General features: G+C 40.5%; 17 protein-coding genes, 6 tRNA genes and 1 rRNA gene. 17 read left to right on the top strand and 7 right to left on the bottom strand.

All coding sequences use genetic code 11. From position 1 onward, the window contains the following. The 13 genes from O0550_RS14535 to O0550_RS14475 form a co-directional block, all read left to right on the top strand. Positions 1–91 (top strand): 23S ribosomal RNA (locus tag O0550_RS14535); the annotation flags it as partial. A 56-nt stretch (positions 92–147) separates the two neighbouring features. Further along, positions 148–224, top strand: a tRNA-Asp gene (locus O0550_RS14530). A 22-nt stretch (positions 225–246) separates the two neighbouring features. Then, positions 247–322, top strand: a tRNA-Phe gene (locus tag O0550_RS14525). 9 nt (positions 323–331) lie between these two features. After that, positions 332–407: transfer RNA gene (locus O0550_RS14520), tRNA-Lys, on the top strand. Between the two features lie 7 nt (positions 408–414). Beyond that, positions 415–497: transfer RNA gene (locus tag O0550_RS14515), tRNA-Leu, on the top strand. 7 nt (positions 498–504) lie between these two features. Next, positions 505–580: transfer RNA gene (locus O0550_RS14510), tRNA-Gly, on the top strand. 255 nt (positions 581–835) lie between these two features. Then, positions 836–2,569, top strand: coding sequence for a tetratricopeptide repeat protein (locus tag O0550_RS14505; protein WP_258426692.1), 1,734 nt, complete (start codon positions 836–838; stop codon positions 2,567–2,569). Positions 2,570–2,690: 121 nt separating this feature from the next. After that, a complete protein-coding gene (trxB, locus tag O0550_RS14500; protein WP_003334370.1) occupies positions 2,691–3,650 on the top strand; it encodes a thioredoxin-disulfide reductase in 960 nt (319 codons plus the stop codon). A gap of 193 nt (positions 3,651–3,843) precedes the next feature. Continuing rightward, complete coding sequence (gene rapZ, locus O0550_RS14495; RefSeq protein ID WP_258426691.1) at positions 3,844–4,758, top strand: RNase adapter RapZ; 915 nt, start codon at positions 3,844–3,846, stop codon at positions 4,756–4,758. A gap of 93 nt (positions 4,759–4,851) precedes the next feature. After that, positions 4,852–5,844, top strand: a complete 993-nt coding sequence (locus O0550_RS14490; protein ID WP_035318498.1) for a gluconeogenesis factor YvcK family protein — start codon at positions 4,852–4,854, stop codon at positions 5,842–5,844. Positions 5,845–5,850: 6 nt separating this feature from the next. Then, on the top strand, positions 5,851–6,798 hold the full coding sequence (gene whiA / locus O0550_RS14485) for a DNA-binding protein WhiA (RefSeq protein ID WP_003334373.1): 948 nt from the start codon (positions 5,851–5,853) through the stop codon (positions 6,796–6,798). A 50-nt stretch (positions 6,799–6,848) separates the two neighbouring features. After that, positions 6,849–7,106 (top strand): HPr family phosphocarrier protein, encoded by a 258-nt coding sequence (locus O0550_RS14480; RefSeq protein ID WP_003334375.1) that lies wholly within the window; start codon positions 6,849–6,851, stop codon positions 7,104–7,106. A gap of 102 nt (positions 7,107–7,208) precedes the next feature. Continuing rightward, positions 7,209–7,409, top strand: coding sequence for a hypothetical protein (locus O0550_RS14475; protein WP_003334376.1), 201 nt, complete (start codon positions 7,209–7,211; stop codon positions 7,407–7,409). An 82-nt stretch (positions 7,410–7,491) separates the two neighbouring features. Here the strand turns inward: O0550_RS14475 and clpP are convergent, their stop codons facing one another. The 5 genes from clpP to O0550_RS14450 all read right to left on the bottom strand — a co-directional run bounded on the left by clpP (position 7,492) and on the right by O0550_RS14450 (position 10,799). After that, complete coding sequence (gene clpP, locus O0550_RS14470) at positions 7,492–8,073, bottom strand: ATP-dependent Clp endopeptidase proteolytic subunit ClpP (RefSeq protein WP_258426695.1); 582 nt, start codon at positions 8,071–8,073, stop codon at positions 7,492–7,494. A 130-nt stretch (positions 8,074–8,203) separates the two neighbouring features. Continuing rightward, positions 8,204–9,331, bottom strand: a complete 1,128-nt coding sequence (locus O0550_RS14465; protein WP_258426690.1) for a DUF8173 domain-containing protein — start codon at positions 9,329–9,331, stop codon at positions 8,204–8,206. Next, positions 9,331–9,885 (bottom strand): anti-sigma factor family protein, encoded by a 555-nt coding sequence (locus tag O0550_RS14460; protein WP_096887122.1) that lies wholly within the window; start codon positions 9,883–9,885, stop codon positions 9,331–9,333. Before O0550_RS14460 ends, O0550_RS14465 begins: the two co-directional genes overlap by 1 nt. Next, positions 9,869–10,486: an RNA polymerase sigma factor gene (locus O0550_RS14455; protein WP_003334380.1), complete on the bottom strand. Its 618-nt coding sequence runs from the start codon at positions 10,484–10,486 to the stop codon at positions 9,869–9,871. Before O0550_RS14455 ends, O0550_RS14460 begins: the two co-directional genes overlap by 17 nt. 52 nt (positions 10,487–10,538) lie before the next feature. Then, positions 10,539–10,799 carry a hypothetical protein gene (locus O0550_RS14450; RefSeq protein WP_003341189.1) on the bottom strand — a complete coding sequence of 87 codons (261 nt, stop codon included), beginning with the start codon at positions 10,797–10,799 and terminating at the stop codon, positions 10,539–10,541. A gap of 250 nt (positions 10,800–11,049) precedes the next feature. Here O0550_RS14450 and ytzI point away from each other — a divergent pair, with 250 nt between their 5' ends. After that, complete coding sequence (ytzI, locus tag O0550_RS14445) at positions 11,050–11,157, top strand: YtzI protein (RefSeq protein ID WP_241494848.1); 108 nt, start codon at positions 11,050–11,052, stop codon at positions 11,155–11,157. A 92-nt stretch (positions 11,158–11,249) separates the two neighbouring features. On the opposite strand, the gene O0550_RS14440 is transcribed toward ytzI, so the two are convergent. After that, a complete protein-coding gene (locus tag O0550_RS14440) occupies positions 11,250–11,765 on the bottom strand; it encodes a stalk domain-containing protein (protein ID WP_003341187.1) in 516 nt (171 codons plus the stop codon). A gap of 589 nt (positions 11,766–12,354) precedes the next feature. Next, positions 12,355–12,429, bottom strand: a tRNA-Arg gene (locus O0550_RS14435). A 263-nt stretch (positions 12,430–12,692) separates the two neighbouring features. On the opposite strand from O0550_RS14435, the gene rpoN reads away from it, so the two are divergent. The 3 genes from rpoN to O0550_RS14420 all read left to right on the top strand — a co-directional run bounded on the left by rpoN (position 12,693) and on the right by O0550_RS14420 (position 15,626). Beyond that, positions 12,693–14,078, top strand: coding sequence for an RNA polymerase factor sigma-54 (gene rpoN, locus O0550_RS14430; RefSeq protein WP_258426689.1), 1,386 nt, complete (start codon positions 12,693–12,695; stop codon positions 14,076–14,078). A 50-nt stretch (positions 14,079–14,128) separates the two neighbouring features. Beyond that, positions 14,129–14,428 (top strand): glutaredoxin family protein, encoded by a 300-nt coding sequence (locus O0550_RS14425; protein ID WP_068792508.1) that lies wholly within the window; start codon positions 14,129–14,131, stop codon positions 14,426–14,428. 154 nt (positions 14,429–14,582) lie between these two features. After that, positions 14,583–15,626, top strand: a complete 1,044-nt coding sequence (locus O0550_RS14420) for a sugar-binding transcriptional regulator (RefSeq protein WP_003334390.1) — start codon at positions 14,583–14,585, stop codon at positions 15,624–15,626. Positions 15,627–15,727 lie beyond the last annotated feature (101 nt).

Here is a 15,727-nt window from a genome sequence, read left to right as displayed (position 1 = left end):
CCCCTTATAGACGATGAGGTTGATAGGTTCGGTGTGGAAGTGCAGTAATGCATGGAGCTGACGAATACTAATCGGTCGAGGACTTATCCACATTGCCTTTATGCTGACTTTCATTATCTAGTTTTCAGAGAACAAATTTATAAACATGGAGCTGTGGTGAAGTTGGAGTTCACGCCGGTCTGTCACACCGGAGGTCGCGGGTTCGAGTCCCGTCAGCTCCGCCATGTTTTTACTAAAACTTGATATGGCTCGGTAGCTCAGTCGGTAGAGCAGAGGACTGAAAATCCTCGTGTCGGCGGTTCGATTCCGTCCCGAGCCACCATTTTAATGGGAGCCATTAGCTCAGTTGGTAGAGCATCTGACTTTTAATCAGAGGGTCGAAGGTTCGAGTCCTTCATGGCTCACCATTGCCACGCGGGTGTGGCGGAATTGGCAGACGCACCAGATTTAGGTTCTGGCGGGCGACCGTGGGGGTTCAAGTCCCTCCACCCGCACCATTTATTCGCGGACGTAGCTCAATTGGTAGAGCGTCGCCTTGCCAAGGCGAAGGTCGCGGGTTCGAGACCCGTCGTCCGCTCCATTTTTATAATTGAACCGTATGACACCACTTGCTATGCAGGTGGTGTTTGTTGATGTATACAAGGCTATTTGCGCTGATAGCAGGCTCTGCAATCGTTGGGTTTTTTAGATATCAAACATAGAGATTGATAGAATAAAACATTCTAATAAAATGATGCTTTAAGTGTTTTCCAGGTTGAGACACGGGCTACGATTTGATACGATATGTTGAGATTATGAATAGCTACTCTGAGCTCCTGGATAACAAGGAGGAATTATGAACAAAAAAGAGCAAGAGAGACGTGGCGTAATTACTAGCTTTCAGCAGGACGCCAATTTTTTTGCCAACTGGGGAATGCGTTCTCTTCAACGAAATAATTTCGCTAAGGCCTTACAATGCTTTGAACGAGCGTTAGAAATTGAACCCGCAAATGCAGTACATTATTGCAATAAAGCTAGTGTGCTAGCAGAAATGGGTAAATTTGAAGATTCAAACGACATCCTATATTCCATTATAGAAAAAATCGATTCGTCCCTGGTTGATGTCTATTTTTTCCTAGCAAATAATTACGCGAATATGGATGATTTTGAAATGGCCGCTGATATGGCTGTTAAGTATCTAACTTGTGAAGCTGATGGAATTTATGCGGAGGAAGCTCAAGAGTTACTCCATTATATTTACTTTGAACTTGATTTACCGCCGCGCAATCCACTTGAACCACAAGAAGACGAGACAGTAGTCATACAGCATGAAAAGGCTCGTAAAAAGCTAGAAGAAGGGAAATTTATGCAGGCTGTTGATTGTTTAAACAGCTTAGTTAAAGAGTATCCTGATTTTATGCCCGCATGGAATAACTTAGCTCTAGCTTATTATTATATTGGTGATTTTAATAAGGCTATGGATACAATTGAACTAGCTTTGGAAAAAGATCCGGGTAATCTGCATGCCATTTGCAATATGGCGGTATTGCTTTCCCATCACAATAAATGGGCTGAACTAGTTCCCATTATCACTCGTCTGAAAAAAATCCAGCCTTTTCATTACGACCATATGTACAAACTGGCCACAACAATGGGGGTTTTAGGTCAGCATGATGATGCCTGTAGGCTCTATCAAAAAATTTTGAGACAGCCTGTACTACATGACGTGTCTACCTACCACTATGCGGCTACCTCGGCATATTTATCAGAACGCTACCATCTGGCAATGAAATGGTGGAAAAAAGTGCAACAGATGGATCCTGACGCAGGCATTGCCCAATACTATCTAGAGAAAGCAAAAAGCGCCTTGCATGGAATGCCTAAGGAAAATATTCCTTATCACTATCATCATCCGCAAAGAGAAATAGAAATGAACCAAGCTCCTATTACCGCACAGGATTTTAAATATAATCCAATGGTAAGGGCTTCTATGCTATGGGCTTTGCAACATGGCAAAGAAGAATCCAAAGAGACGGTTATCCGCACTTTAGCTATGATCGGTGATTCCGAAGCAATTTCCACATTAGAGTATTATATAGACATCACAAATAATGAAGAACTAAAAGAAATAGCGCTAGCAGCTCTTGAAGAGCTACAAACAAGAATGGAACCTGAAAATAGTGGGGGACCTACACTGAAGGAGGTCACGTCTTCTTCTAATGAATGGTCAGAAGAAAATATCACCACACTACATCAAAGAGACCAATCTGAAGAATCGTCTTTAGATTTGAGTACATCGACAGATAAACAATCCATTACGGATGAAGTGGAGTTTATTATTACTGAGCAATTGTCCTCGCCAGCCAATCATGAGAAGCGTGAGTGGATGATTCACCAGTGGAAGTATTACATTAGTCAAAAAGAACAAATTCAAGTTCGTAAGCTGGAAGCATGGGCAGCTGCATTAGACTATTTATATGAAAGATCGAAAGGTACTCATAAAATTTCGCAAAATAGCATTGCTGAACAATACGGTGTTTCGAAGTCAACTTTGACAAAATGTTTACGGGCTTTGTCTTATATTGATTAAAAAGAATTCTTATTTTATAATAAGTATAATCTGTTATCTTATAACGTTACCATGTACTAAGAAATTGGTTATATATTGATGATAGAAAAGAGGCTAATTCCCACCAAGGAGGAGTTACTTTATGAGCGATCAAAAAATCTACGACGTAATTATTGCAGGGGCGGGACCAGCCGGAATGACGGCAGCTGTCTATACATCTCGAGCGAATATGTCTACTTTAATGCTGGAGCGCGGTATTCCAGGTGGACAAATGGCAAATACGGAGGATATCGAGAACTTTCCAGGGTTCACTAGCATTTTAGGACCTGATTTGTCTAATAAAATGTTTGAGCATGCGCAGAAGTTCGGAGCAGAATATCAATATGGTGACATCAAAGAAATCCGTGATGGTAATCCATACAAAACCGTGGTAGTAGGAGATAAGGAATACAAAGCTAAATCTATTATCGTGGCTACAGGAGCAGAGCATCGTCTACTGGGTGCACCGGGTGAAAAGGAATTGTCCGGTCGAGGAGTTTCTTATTGTGCTGTTTGTGATGGAGCATTTTTCCGGAACAAGGAGCTTGTTGTAGTGGGTGGAGGAGACTCGGCTGTTGAGGAGGCTATCTTCCTAACTCGTTTTGCAACAAAAGTAACAATCGTACATCGTCGCGATGAATTCCGTGCTCAAAAAATTATCCAGAAGCGAGCTTTCGAAAATGATAAAATCCATGTTATCTGGGATACTGTTGTGAAAGAAATTCGCGGTGATAATGTCGTAACAGGTGTTTTATTGGAAAACGTGAAAACCGGTGAGCAAACCGAGTACCCAACAAATGGCGTATTTATTTATGTAGGAATGGACCCATTGACTGAAGCTGTTAAGAATTTGGGTGTCACGAATGAGAGTGGCTACATTCCAACTGATGAATTAATGCGTACAAAGGTAGAAGGAGTCTTTGCTGCTGGTGACGTACGTGATAAATTGCTGCGTCAAGTTGTAACGGCTACTGGAGATGGTTCCATTGCCGCACAAAACGCTCAAATCTACGTAGAAGAGCTAGAAGAGCGACTAAAAGAACAAGATGTTACAATATCGTAAAACGCTTGTAACACTCCTGAAATATTAGGCGGGTACAATAAAGACAGTTACTTTAATGAATGTGAATTGCCCCCTTTTTCTATATAACCTTGATTTGCGTGGTCTGCGGATAGACCACGTCTTTTTTTTGGGCGGAAATATTTGGAACTTTTTGCAAGAATAATAAGGAAACTCTTACTGGGAGCTGTGTCATATGGTATCCTTAGAGGAGGATGGAGGCGAGAAAATGGGTGAAGAAAGTAAACAGAAAGCGGTAAACTTACTCATTATTACAGGCATGTCAGGAGCGGGGAAAACCACAGCTGTGCAAAGTCTAGAGGATCTAGGTTTTTTCTGTGTAGATAATTTGCCACCAATCCTTATTCCTAAATTTGCGGAGCTTATTATCCAATCGGGACGCGGGATCGAACGGGTTGCTCTTGTAATTGATTTACGTGGCCGTGAATTCTTTGATAGTCTTTTTGATGCTATTGATGGATTATCAGAAAGAGAAGGAATTCACTTTCAAATTCTATTCCTGGATGCGAACGATCAGAATTTAGTTCGTCGCTATAAGGAAACGAGAAGACGGCATCCTCTTTCCCCGACAGGTACGCCTTTAGAGGGGATTATGGCAGAGCGAAGACTGCTTCAGGATTTAAAAGGAAGAGCCAATCAGATCATTGATACAAGTCAAATGAAGCCTATGCAGCTTCGTGATAAAATCATAAACCAGTATTCTCAGCAAAGCTCTGAATGGACCCTTAATGTTCAGTCATTTGGTTTTAAATATGGAATTCCAATTGATGCAGATTTAGTTTTTGATGTGCGTTTTTTACCAAATCCGCATTATGTAGATGATTTACGTCCAAAAACAGGCTGTGATAGCGAGGTAGCTAATTACGTCATGAAGTGGACTGATACGCAAGAATTCCTAACTCGGTTGATTGATTTCTTGAATTTTACCATCCCTCATTATCAACGCGAAGGCAAAAGTCAGCTTGTTGTTGGTATCGGATGCACGGGTGGAAAGCATCGGTCTGTGGCTATTGCAGAGCACATTGGAGAAACGTTCCGTAAAGATTATCAGGTTCGCGTTACACATCGTGACATCGAAAAGAATAAATAACATAAGATGATAAAATAAAGAATAAGTGGGATTTTAGCACCAAAGAACTCTCAACAAAGGGAATCGAGGTGACCTATGGCATTAGGGAGAGGCATGAACATGCAACAAAGAGAGGAAATGTTAAAAGTTGTTGTAGTAGGGGGAGGGACAGGTTTGTCTGTCCTGTTACGCGGTTTGAAGGAAGAGGCCGTTCATATCACGGCTGTTGTTACAGTTGCTGATGATGGAGGTAGCTCGGGACGTCTTCGTGAAGAGATGGATATGCTACCTCCGGGTGATATTCGTAACGTGTTAACAGCACTTGCTGACGCAGAACCACTAATGAAGCAGCTCATGCAATATCGATTCAACACGGGTACAGGCTTGGCAGGCCATAATTTAGGAAATCTGTTGCTTGCCGCGATGAATGATATCACGGGTGACTTTGTCACGGCCGTGAAGGCACTCAGCAGGGTTTTAGCGGTACGCGGGGATGTGTTGCCATCGTCTACACAATCTATCCTGTTAAAAGCCGAATTAGAAGACGGAACCATCGTCTCAGGAGAGTCGCAAATCCCGTTGTCTGGAAAGAAAATCAAGCGTGTTTTTTTGGACCCAGTAGATGCTCGCCCTTTGATCGAAGCCTTAGATGCTATCAAAGAGGCAGATGCAATCATTTTGGGCCCAGGAAGCTTATATACAAGTATCCTGCCTAATTTATTAGTTAACGGTGTTTTTGAGACAATATTGGAATCAACGGCACCAAAAGTATATATTTGTAATGTAATGACTCAACCGGGTGAAACCGATAATTTTACAGCTTATGATCATGTTAAAGCATTATATGATCATGTTGGGGTTGAATTTTTAGATACGATTGTAGTAAACACTGAACAGGTACCTGAGGATTATTTGGCTAAATACGCGGAAAAGGGCGCGTATCCAGTCTTATGTGATATGGATAAGCTGAAGGAGCTAGGCGTGACGATTGTAGCTGAACCTATGATTACCTATGGGGAATTATACTTGCGACATGATGCGAAACGAGTAAGTCAGGAGATCGTGGCTATCCTTCGCCAGATTATATCGCAACAAGAAAGGAAGTGATGTGACATGTCATTCGCCGCACACACGAAAAAAGAGTTAACAATGATTGAAGCTTCGACTTGCTGTAATCGAGCAGAACTTGCTGCACTGATTCGCATGAATGGAACCATTCAATTAGGAACAGGAAAATTTATATTGGATATCTCTACAGAGAATGCGGCGATTGCACGAAGAATTTATACGTTGGTTAAGCAAATTTTTCAGATTCATGCCGAATTATTAGTACGTAAAAAAATGCGTCTGAAAAAAAACAACGTGTATATTGTGCGAATACCACTTCGGGCTTATGAGATCCTAGAAGATTTACGGATTATGGATAAGAATTTAACGTTTTATCCTGGCATTTCACCTGATCTCGTGGCGAATGAATGTTGCGTGCGCGCATTTCTTCGAGGTGCATTCCTTGCAGGGGGTTCTGTAAACCATCCAGAGGCTTCTAGCTACCATTTAGAAATTTTTTCGGCGTACCAGGATTTTTGTGAAGCGTTGACTGTTTTAGCGAATCGCTATGAATTGAATGCCAAATGTATTGAACGCAAAAAAGGTTTTGTTATGTACATAAAGGAAGGCGAAAAAATAACCGACTTTTTAAGTGTAATTGGTGCACATCAGGCCTTGCTGTATTTTGAAGACGTGCGTATTGTGAAGGACATGCGGAATTCAGTTAATCGTTTGCATAACTGTGAGATTGCCAATATCAACAAGACGGTAAATGCCGCTACGAAACAAATGGAGAATATTCAACTGATCGAAAAAGAAATCGGTCTTGAGAATTTACCTATTCGCTTACGAGAGGTAGCAGAGCTTCGCTTACAAAACCCTGACATTAATTTGAAGGAATTAGGCGAGATGATTCCGAGTGGAGTCGTGAGTAAGTCTGGAATTAACCATCGCTTGCGTAAAATAAATGAGATTGCAGATAACCTGCGAGAAAAACTGAGTCTTTCTACGTAGGGACATGTTATAATAGAAATAAAGGAAAATTCCAAGCGGGGAGGTCCAAGATGGTACAGCAACGGGTTATGGTTAAACTTAAAACAGGGTTACAAGCCCGCCCAGCGGCATTCTTTGTTCAAGAAGCAAATCGATACCGTTCTGAAATTTACGTAGAAAAAGACAATAAAAAGGTGAATGCCAAAAGCATTATGGGAATTATGAGTTTGGCGATCAGCTCGGGAACAGAGATTACCATCTTGGCTAGTGGGGATGATGCCCAAATGGCGGTCGATACACTGGCTGGTCTCATTAATAAAGACGAATAAAATGTAAACGCTAAACCAGCAGATATTGCTGGTTTTTGCTTGTATGTCCTGCTGCTTATGGTGAAATCCTAATTAGGAATATCTGAGCCAGGAGGGAAGCGTATGTCCAATAAAGCTAAGGGATTGCCAGATTGCTGTCTAGAAGGTAGAGATAAGAACTTTATGGATATAGATCGTATGGTCAATGAAGGGCTGGGAGGCGGTACGGTGGCTGCATATAACGGCTTGATTGAAGAGACTACCGTTGATTCCATGGATGGAGAGTATACAACAAATAAAGAATTACGCGGCAACGAACTGTAATTTCTTTATTCCCTATTGATAAATGGTAACGAATATGTAAAAGAGGGCAACCTAGGGTCGCCCTCTTTATGTGTATCTTACCTTATTTTCTAGTGATAACCTCGTCGATCAAGCCGTATTCCTTTGCAGCTTGAGCGGACAGGAAGTTGTCGCGATCTGTATCTTTAGCAATCCGTTCGTATGGTTGACCCGTACGTTCAGCATAGATGCCGTTTAGATGTTCACGCATTTTAATGATACGTTTTGCGGCAATTTCAATGTCACTCGCTTGACCTTGAGCGCCACCTAGAGGTTGGTGAATCATGATTTCGCTATTAGGCAAAGCATAGCGCTTTCCTTTTGCTCCGGCACAAAGCAGGAACGATCCCATAGATGCAGCTAATCCAACACAGATCGTTGATACATCTGGTTTAATATATTGCATCGTGTCATAGATAGCCATACCGGCTGTAATTGATCCACCAGGGCTGTTTATGTAGATGCTGATGTCTTTGTCAGGATCTTCTGCCTGTAGGAATAAGAGCTGAGCTACAATACTATTAGCTACCTGATCATTAATAGGTGTTCCCAAAAAGATAATACGATCTTTTAATAAACGGGAATAGATATCGTAAGCGCGTTCTCCACGATTTGTTTGTTCAATTACAGTTGGAATTAGATTCATATTCATTCACGTTCCTCCTCCCTTTTCTTACAATAATCATACACAATTGGTCAATAAAGGTCAAACAAAATCAGAACTCTACTCCATTATTTAACCCAAAAAATGTATATTTTAAACCTTGTCTAAAAAATTACAGAGCGGTTCTTTTGTTACTGGCACGTACACAGCTTGTAATCGCGCCGAAGAAATATATATTGACCAACATTCCGAGTAAAAATCCTAATAAAGGGATTTGGATGATAAGTACTAATAGGAATACACCAATAAATTCAGCAAATAAAGGTGAGATTTTCCACTGAAAAAAACTTATTAACCTTTGTCCCAACCAAGTGCCAACATACACTTTCCCTAAAATAAGGAGCAGGGTGTAGGCGATTGCAATAATGAAACCTACAGGAATACCAACAACAGTAAGTAACATCACAATACTAAGCAATGGAGCCATGATAAAAATAAACAAGCCGACCCCAAATTGTTTAAAAGGATGGCGAGTGTGCAAGTGTTGGCTCACATTGTATAGAGAACCAGCAAAGAAATAACGGATAAGTAGCCAAAAAATCAATGTACTTAAGCATGAAGAGACAGACATCATTAACATAAAGGAGCCGTAGGAAGGTCTAGGTTCAATAATAGTATGCTTATGCTGTCCCTTGATATTAGCTCCAGCATCAATTTGAGCAGGCTCAAATGATGTATAAATAAGATCACCTTGAATTGTAGCTGTAGGCTTAAGATGAAGAGATTCTACTTGGAATAGGGATGTACCTTCCCCTAATAAACCTGAAATCGTGGCTTGAGTGTAGAACCCATTTGTCTCTTTCCCAACACGTCCTTCTATGTTCATTTCATTGACAAAACCTAAAATACTGCCGTTCACGTTCCCAGATTGATTGACACGAAGCTCATCAGCACCTGCCGATATGTTCTTCTGGACAGTACCTGAGACAGTGAGTGCTTGAGAATAGGAGCGTATGTTACCGCCTACTGTCCCTGATACGTTTGTAAGATAAGCAAATGAGATTACATCTCCTGTGACAGTCCCTTTTATATCGATCGTTTCTGCAAAAGCATATAAGTCCCCATCTATTGTTCCATCAATCACTACTTTACTGGCGTTTGTTATAACATCCCCGTGATGTATCTCATTAGACTTTACTTGATATAGCTCTCCATTATGGAGATTGATAGCATAAGCAGAACTAGCCAAGATAAAACAAAAAACAAGCAAGAAAGAGAGGTAGAATATTCTCTTACTCATTATCTAGTTCTCCAGTTATTCGCGTTCATTTTGCTGGACAGGCGAATAGAATATAATAGGATGGCTAGAACAAACAAAATAGAAGAGATAAAGCCAATGAGGTAAAAATTCTTAAACATCAGTAAAATCATTGTTGCTTTTTCTTTTAACCAGAACATAGAGCTCCAGATCGATTGCCACTGAAATAAAGAATTAATTGCACTATTCCAGTCATTTAGCCAGTTGATTCCAGCTAAGAGCATGACAAGAAAGAAACCAAGGGATGCTCCAAAAACAAAGCGTAGACGATGAACAAATAGGTGGTGACGGTTTTGATTAAAGGTTGCAATTTGATTAATTTGATCGCAAACGTTTTTTTCCAAGTGGATAGGTGGAAGCGTTGGTGTTGTTAAATGAATGGCTTTTACAAGCTCTGCCTGCTCTTCAAGAAAAGTAGCGTATAGTTTTTGACACTCGGAGCAGCTTTGCAAATGGCTGGCCACTTGTTGATGTTCCTCTTGGATTAATTCACCGTCTGCATACATCATGAAAGTAAACTCATCCGGATGTTGCATTGTATACACTCCTTTCTATTGATTTATGGCTCAGCAACTCTTTTAAAAATTTCCGGGAACGGAATAGACGGGTACCAACCGTATTTTTGCTCATTCCTACAATGGCGCCAATTTCTTCATAGCTTAGCTCATCCACAAAACGAAGAGTAACAATTAATCGATCTACTTCCTCCAAGTGATATAACAGTTCTTGAATATGGGAGTAAAACTCCTTTTTCATAAATAAGGTTTCCGGTGTTTCAACGGATTTTTGTTGTTTATTTACTTGGTGATACAATTGGTCGTCCTTCATGGTAATTTCCTTCTTTTTTCTAAGGAAATCGATGCAGGTATTTGAGGATAAGCGGTATAGCCAAGAATGGAAAGGGTAGGATTGATCAAATTTATTTAGGTTTTGGGCTACTTTTAGCCAAATATCATTGCATACGTCCTGAGAATCATGATAGGAATAGACCATTTTGAGGACGATGCGCTGCACGCGCTGATCAAAAAGCTCAACAAGTAGAGGAAAAGAATCAGCATCCCCTTTTAAAAATTTCAGGATATATTCTAGGGCTTTTCGATTTAGCGCATAAAGATCTTCGCGTGATTGCTCTTCCACATTCGGTCCTCCTTTCTAGTACTAGTACGTAAGTTTCATCTTAAAAATTTCGTTACTCTAAATCCTTTTCTTCATTCGACTTATGGGGGTCTTCTTCCTTCAAATCTTTTCCAGTATCTTCTGTTAGGTCAATCATGACCCTCATTTTTGCCTTCATTTTTTTTCCTTTAATAATGGTGTAGTCTGTAATGTCTCGATGTTCTAAGCGACTAATTGCCTCCGCTAATTCCTCTGAAGTTAAATAGGGCTGAATTGTTAGAAGGCATTCATCTTCATTTGATTCCTGATAAATGAGAAATAATTGTTCTTCCATATTGATAGGCCTCCCTAGTATTTATCCACAAAGTTATCAACAGGTTGTGCACAAAACATTTGTTCGTGGAATTGTTTATGGTTATTATGTAACAACAGCACTAGATCATACGGAGGCAGACGGGTTATTATACGTAAATAATTATGCATTGTGCAGAGGAAGCTTTACTCCTTGGTTTGTTTTTGAATGTTCTGTACAATGTAAGGGGGACTGTACACCAAACAAACGGGGGTGATGGAAATTGAGTTCCATGATTATTGCAGTTGTTGTCATTGTCGGTATCATAGTTGGATGTTCGATTTGGGCCATAAATAAAGGATATTCTTACAAAAACAAAATAGACGATATAGATGAGTAAAAGAAAAAACACACCGCATGCAGGTGTGTTTTCCTTTTATAAGACAAGAAATTTTGTTAGATAGAAAAGATCACATAATAATTGCTATTACGTTAAAACAAAGACTTAATATCACCGGTATTAGGGTTTACGATATACCAGCCGTAGGTGTTAATATAACGATCTCCGCTCTGGAAATTATTTACCACTTCTTGATAAATCTGGATAACATAATTTCCGCGTTCATCATCGTGATCATAGGCAATCGTGAAATTCTCCGGTACCTCTTTCCCATATTTCTGGCGTACCAATTCTACAGCTTGATACTTAGAATAGGTTTTGCTTGTCGGGAGTTTACCGATGTAGACAGAGAGCGATTTCCCATCGTATACGATCGGTTTTCCAAGGTTTTCTGCTGCAAAACGAACAGGGACATATGCTGTATTTTTGTATAGAAATCCTTGTGTTTGAACAGGTGGTGATTTAGGTACACCATCGAAGTAAAAAGTAATCGGCTTTTCCATATCTGGTTTGACAGCCATTTCTGAAGCGGCATAGGCGATAGAGGAGGATAATAGAGCCCCGATTCCAATGCCAATTGCTAACGATTTTACATTTAACTTACCCATACGTAAATAAGCCCCACTTATCTTTATTTTTGTTAATCACAGTATGACAAATGATGACAAAATCTGCAAAAGTCGTGGGTAATAGGAAATTGTATCTAACGATCATAAATAATAGGTAGAAATTTAGTATTTCGCCCTGTAAAACCTCGTATCATGTGAGATATTTCATTTCATCATAGGATTACTGGAGTGTCATCTCATTCTCAAGCACTACAGAGGCCAAAGAAAGCTGATAACGAAAGCAAAACTGAGTAGAAAGAACCACTTGCTTAGTAGTAATTAGTTACAAGATGATTGCGCTTTCAGAAATACCTAGTCATCTAAAGGCATTTGTTGCTTGGACAAGGTTAGTGTTTATCGCAGAAGCATTACTACATAAAGAAACATCCATGACATTGTTAACCACCCTACACAAAATAGTACCTTCCGCATAAATATCACCAACTTTTGGAATAATCTGATAATATTATAGCAAAGGAATTATGTAATGGATATCATTTTTGAAGAATCAGCTAAAATTAGATGCAGCTTCATTTTTACACACATAAAAACCTCCGTAATAAACGGAGGCTTCGAGGTTTACCTAATATGGTACGCCCGATAGGAATCGAACCTACGCACGCGGTTCCGGAGACCGCTGCTCTATCCACTGAGCTACGGGCGCATATGTTTCAGACAACAAAGTTTATTATATACGAAAATGGAGCATAGGACAACTTTTTTACTGTATGATTAAAAAGAGCAACAAAAAAGAGTCTTTGCCGAGCCAATCTTGATATACTGTATGATAAGTGTGCCAATACAAGATACGTCTTGGCAGGAAAATTGCATGAACGCTATAATAGAGGAAGAGAGTAAGGAAGGGTGGAAAGAAGTTGTTGGAGCTATCGACAGCTTGATGGTTTCTGACGGGAGGAGGAATGCAATATGAATATGAGCTTAGGTTTGTATCAAGAACAGACGTTAAAGTTAGTGATGACGCCTGAATTGCGTCAAGCTATTACGATATTGCAGTTTTCGGCCATTGATCTGATGAATTATTTGCAGGAACAAGCGATCGAAAATCCAGTGATTGATCTTCAGGAAATTGCTATTGCCCAAGAACCGTTGCCTGTAGATAAACGGGAAAAGAGCTTGGATTTTGATTGGAAGGAATTATTGAATAATCCGGGGCATAATGATTTTTCAGTCAACAGAGATGAAAGCGCCTACAATCCTCTAGATTATGTGAGTGATACACGAACCACCTTATTTTCGCATTTAGAAGAACAACTCGGTTATGTAAAAAGATTGACGCCAGTACAACGTCAGATTGCCCAATATATTATAGGAAATCTCGATGAGCGAGGTTATCTAGAAGTGCCTGTCACTGACATTAAGGAGCGGTTAGGAGTTGATTTGGAGGAGGTAGAGGATGTTCTTCGAGTGATTCAGCATTTAGACCCGGCTGGTGTAGCTGCGCGTTCGCTAGAAGAATGCTTGCTGTTACAACTAGAGCATGAGGGACAGGATGACGAACATATCGTAGAAGTCATTAAGCATCATCTAGTTGATCTGGCAAATAATCGTTTTGGAAAAATTGCTGAACAGCTTCATATAAGCGTAGGGGATGTACAACGGATTGCTGATTTGGTTCGTACGCTGAATCCGAGACCTGGAGTGGCTTATAGCAGCGCAGATATACGCTACATTGTGCCTGATGTTACAGTTGAAAAGGTAATGGGAGAGTATATTGTCATTGTCAACGATTCTTCGTTACCGCGATTGTCTATCAATCCCTTTTATGAACGAATGCTAAAAGAGAAAACCGAGAAGGATGAGGCTCGGCAATTTGTTCATGAAAAACTAAATGCAGCGGTGTGGCTTGCAAAAAGTCTAGAGCAAAGAAGAATGACCCTGTTGCGTGTAACACAGGCGATTGTTGACTTGCAGAATGACTTTTTTGAGAAAGGGATTCATTATTTAAAACCGATGACGCAAAAAGATATTGCAGAGCGAGTTCAATTGCATGAATCTACAATCAGTCGAGCTACCAGTAATAAATATGTACAAACTCCCCGCGGTGTTTTCGAATTAAAGTACTTCTTTACTTCGGCCCTGTCCACAGCAAGTGGAGAAGCGGCATCTTCAGAAAGCGTGAAGAAACGAATTAAAGCTTTCATTGACAAAGAAGATCGGAATAAACCATATTCGGATCAAAAGCTAGCGGAATTGCTGGAGAAAGAAGGGATTGAAATCTCCCGGCGTACCGTGGCTAAGTATCGAGAGGAAATGCTGATCTCATCGTCTGCTAAACGAAAACGCTTTTTGTAATGATAAAAAGAATGTAAAATAAGAGAAGATAAAGGAGCCAACCCGTTACCATGGCTAGCGAAGAAAGCAAAGGATTACAATCAGATCATATTGAAATGATTTTATATGGTAGGCCCGGCTGTCACTTGTGTGATGATGTTGAGGAGCATATCAGACGATTAGCTGAGGAATTTCCGATCACGTATAAAGTTGTCGACATCACTTTAGATATGCGATTAGAGGAAAAGTACATGTTTACGATTCCCGTAGTTGAAATTAACGGGCTAGAAGCTTTTGTATCTGTAGACTCGGTTGTTACCGAGGAGGAATTACGCCTATATTTGCAAGAAAAAATGGGTAAATGTGAATAAATTAAGATTTCTCTTTTGGCTTCTTGTCAGCTAGCAGAGTGTATGCTACATTAAGAGTAAGCATTCTGCTTATTTTTTTGAAAGCTGCGGGACATAATTTGTATGATGTGGGACGTTTGGAGTCCCGTTGAGACTGGAAAAGGATGAGTGTGGAATGCGTACTTTATTAAATATCCAAAACAAGCTTGTTCCCGACCTCGTACAAGTATTGCGTAAACGATACGATCTTATGCAGTCGATTCGTCATTTGCAGCCTGTCGGTCGCAGGGCGTTAGCACAGAATTTACAAACGACTGAGCGCATCCTCAGGTCAGAAGTAGAGCTCCTCAAAGATATGGGCTTAATTCACGTCAGCCCGATTGGTATGAGCTGTACGGAAGAGGGAATCCAGCTTTTAAAAGAGATGGATTCTATGGCAGATGAACTGTTCGGCTTTAACGACCTTGCTCTACAATTACAACACATCTTACATATTCCTAAAGTAATTGTGGTTGCTGGTGACGTCGACGTATCGGAATGGGGTAAAAAGGAATTGGGACGAGTAGGAGCCCGGATATTAAAACAAGTAGTTCAAGAAGGTGACGTGGTTGCTGTTACAGGTGGGTCCACGATTGTATCGGTAGCTGAGCATGTTACTCCTTCCTCGCATTTTCGTGATGTACAATTTGTGCCAGCGCGTGGTGGACTTGGGGAAAAGGTAGAAATGCAGGCTAATACGATTGCTTCTTCTCTTGCTGCAAAGTCAGGTGGAACCTATCATCTATTGCATGTGCCTGATCGTTTAAGCCCTGATGTAGTTCAATCCTTATTGGGAGAAGCACAGATTGCCGAGGTTATGCAACTGCTTCACAAAACTAGGGTGGTTATACATGGAATTGGTGATGGAATGGCCATGGCTATGCGACGTAAGTACACAGAAGAAGAGCTTGAAGTACTACGAGAGCTTGGGGCTGTTGGTGAAGCATTTGGATATTACTTTAATGCGGCAGGAGAAACTATCTATAAAATGCCGACCATTGGCTTGTCCCTAGAAGACGTGAAGCGAGCTGATGTAGTTTTATCCTTAGGTGGAGGCAGTAGCAAAGCAAAAGCAATCATGGCCTTTGCCAAACAAGCATGCCAAACTGTTTTAATTACCGATGAAGGTGCGGCTCGAGCCATTTTGGAAGAGCATCGTCAATCCTCTGCTACAATCTAAAATAACAGTTGCAGCCTTGGTATGTTTTGTAATTGTGTGTGGATACACTAATCATTGGAATTTGATTTTGTATCAGCTCTAGTGAAGCCTGCCTTGCAAAC

Origin of the sequence: Brevibacillus halotolerans, from assembly GCF_026891775.1 — a bacterium.
In the GTDB taxonomy this organism is placed as follows: Bacteria; Bacillota; Bacilli; order Brevibacillales; family Brevibacillaceae; genus Brevibacillus_B; species Brevibacillus_B halotolerans.
This window is presented reverse-complemented; position numbering and strand designations above follow the sequence as displayed.

Excerpts from the sequence above, each read along its gene's own strand:
- O0550_RS14505 (WP_258426692.1), top strand. The coding sequence starts at position 836 with ATGAACAAAAAAGAGCAAGAGAGACGTGGCGTAATTACTAGCTTTCAG.
- trxB (WP_003334370.1), top strand. The coding sequence starts at position 2,691 with ATGAGCGATCAAAAAATCTACGACGTAATTATTGCAGGGGCGGGACCA.
- rapZ (WP_258426691.1), top strand. The coding sequence starts at position 3,844 with ATGGTATCCTTAGAGGAGGATGGAGGCGAGAAAATGGGTGAAGAAAGT.
- O0550_RS14490 (WP_035318498.1), top strand. The coding sequence starts at position 4,852 with ATGAACATGCAACAAAGAGAGGAAATGTTAAAAGTTGTTGTAGTAGGG.
- whiA (WP_003334373.1), top strand. The coding sequence starts at position 5,851 with ATGTCATTCGCCGCACACACGAAAAAAGAGTTAACAATGATTGAAGCT.
- O0550_RS14480 (WP_003334375.1), top strand. The coding sequence starts at position 6,849 with ATGGTACAGCAACGGGTTATGGTTAAACTTAAAACAGGGTTACAAGCC.
- O0550_RS14475 (WP_003334376.1), top strand. The coding sequence starts at position 7,209 with ATGTCCAATAAAGCTAAGGGATTGCCAGATTGCTGTCTAGAAGGTAGA.
- clpP (WP_258426695.1), bottom strand. The coding sequence starts at position 8,073 with ATGAATCTAATTCCAACTGTAATTGAACAAACAAATCGTGGAGAACGC.
- O0550_RS14465 (WP_258426690.1), bottom strand. The coding sequence starts at position 9,331 with ATGAGTAAGAGAATATTCTACCTCTCTTTCTTGCTTGTTTTTTGTTTT.
- O0550_RS14460 (WP_096887122.1), bottom strand. The coding sequence starts at position 9,885 with ATGCAACATCCGGATGAGTTTACTTTCATGATGTATGCAGACGGTGAA.
- O0550_RS14450 (WP_003341189.1), bottom strand. The coding sequence starts at position 10,799 with ATGGAAGAACAATTATTTCTCATTTATCAGGAATCAAATGAAGATGAA.
- ytzI (WP_241494848.1), top strand. The coding sequence starts at position 11,050 with ATGATTATTGCAGTTGTTGTCATTGTCGGTATCATAGTTGGATGTTCG.
- O0550_RS14440 (WP_003341187.1), bottom strand. The coding sequence starts at position 11,765 with ATGGGTAAGTTAAATGTAAAATCGTTAGCAATTGGCATTGGAATCGGG.
- rpoN (WP_258426689.1), top strand. The coding sequence starts at position 12,693 with ATGAATATGAGCTTAGGTTTGTATCAAGAACAGACGTTAAAGTTAGTG.
- O0550_RS14425 (WP_068792508.1), top strand. The coding sequence starts at position 14,129 with ATGGCTAGCGAAGAAAGCAAAGGATTACAATCAGATCATATTGAAATG.
- O0550_RS14420 (WP_003334390.1), top strand. The coding sequence starts at position 14,583 with ATGCGTACTTTATTAAATATCCAAAACAAGCTTGTTCCCGACCTCGTA.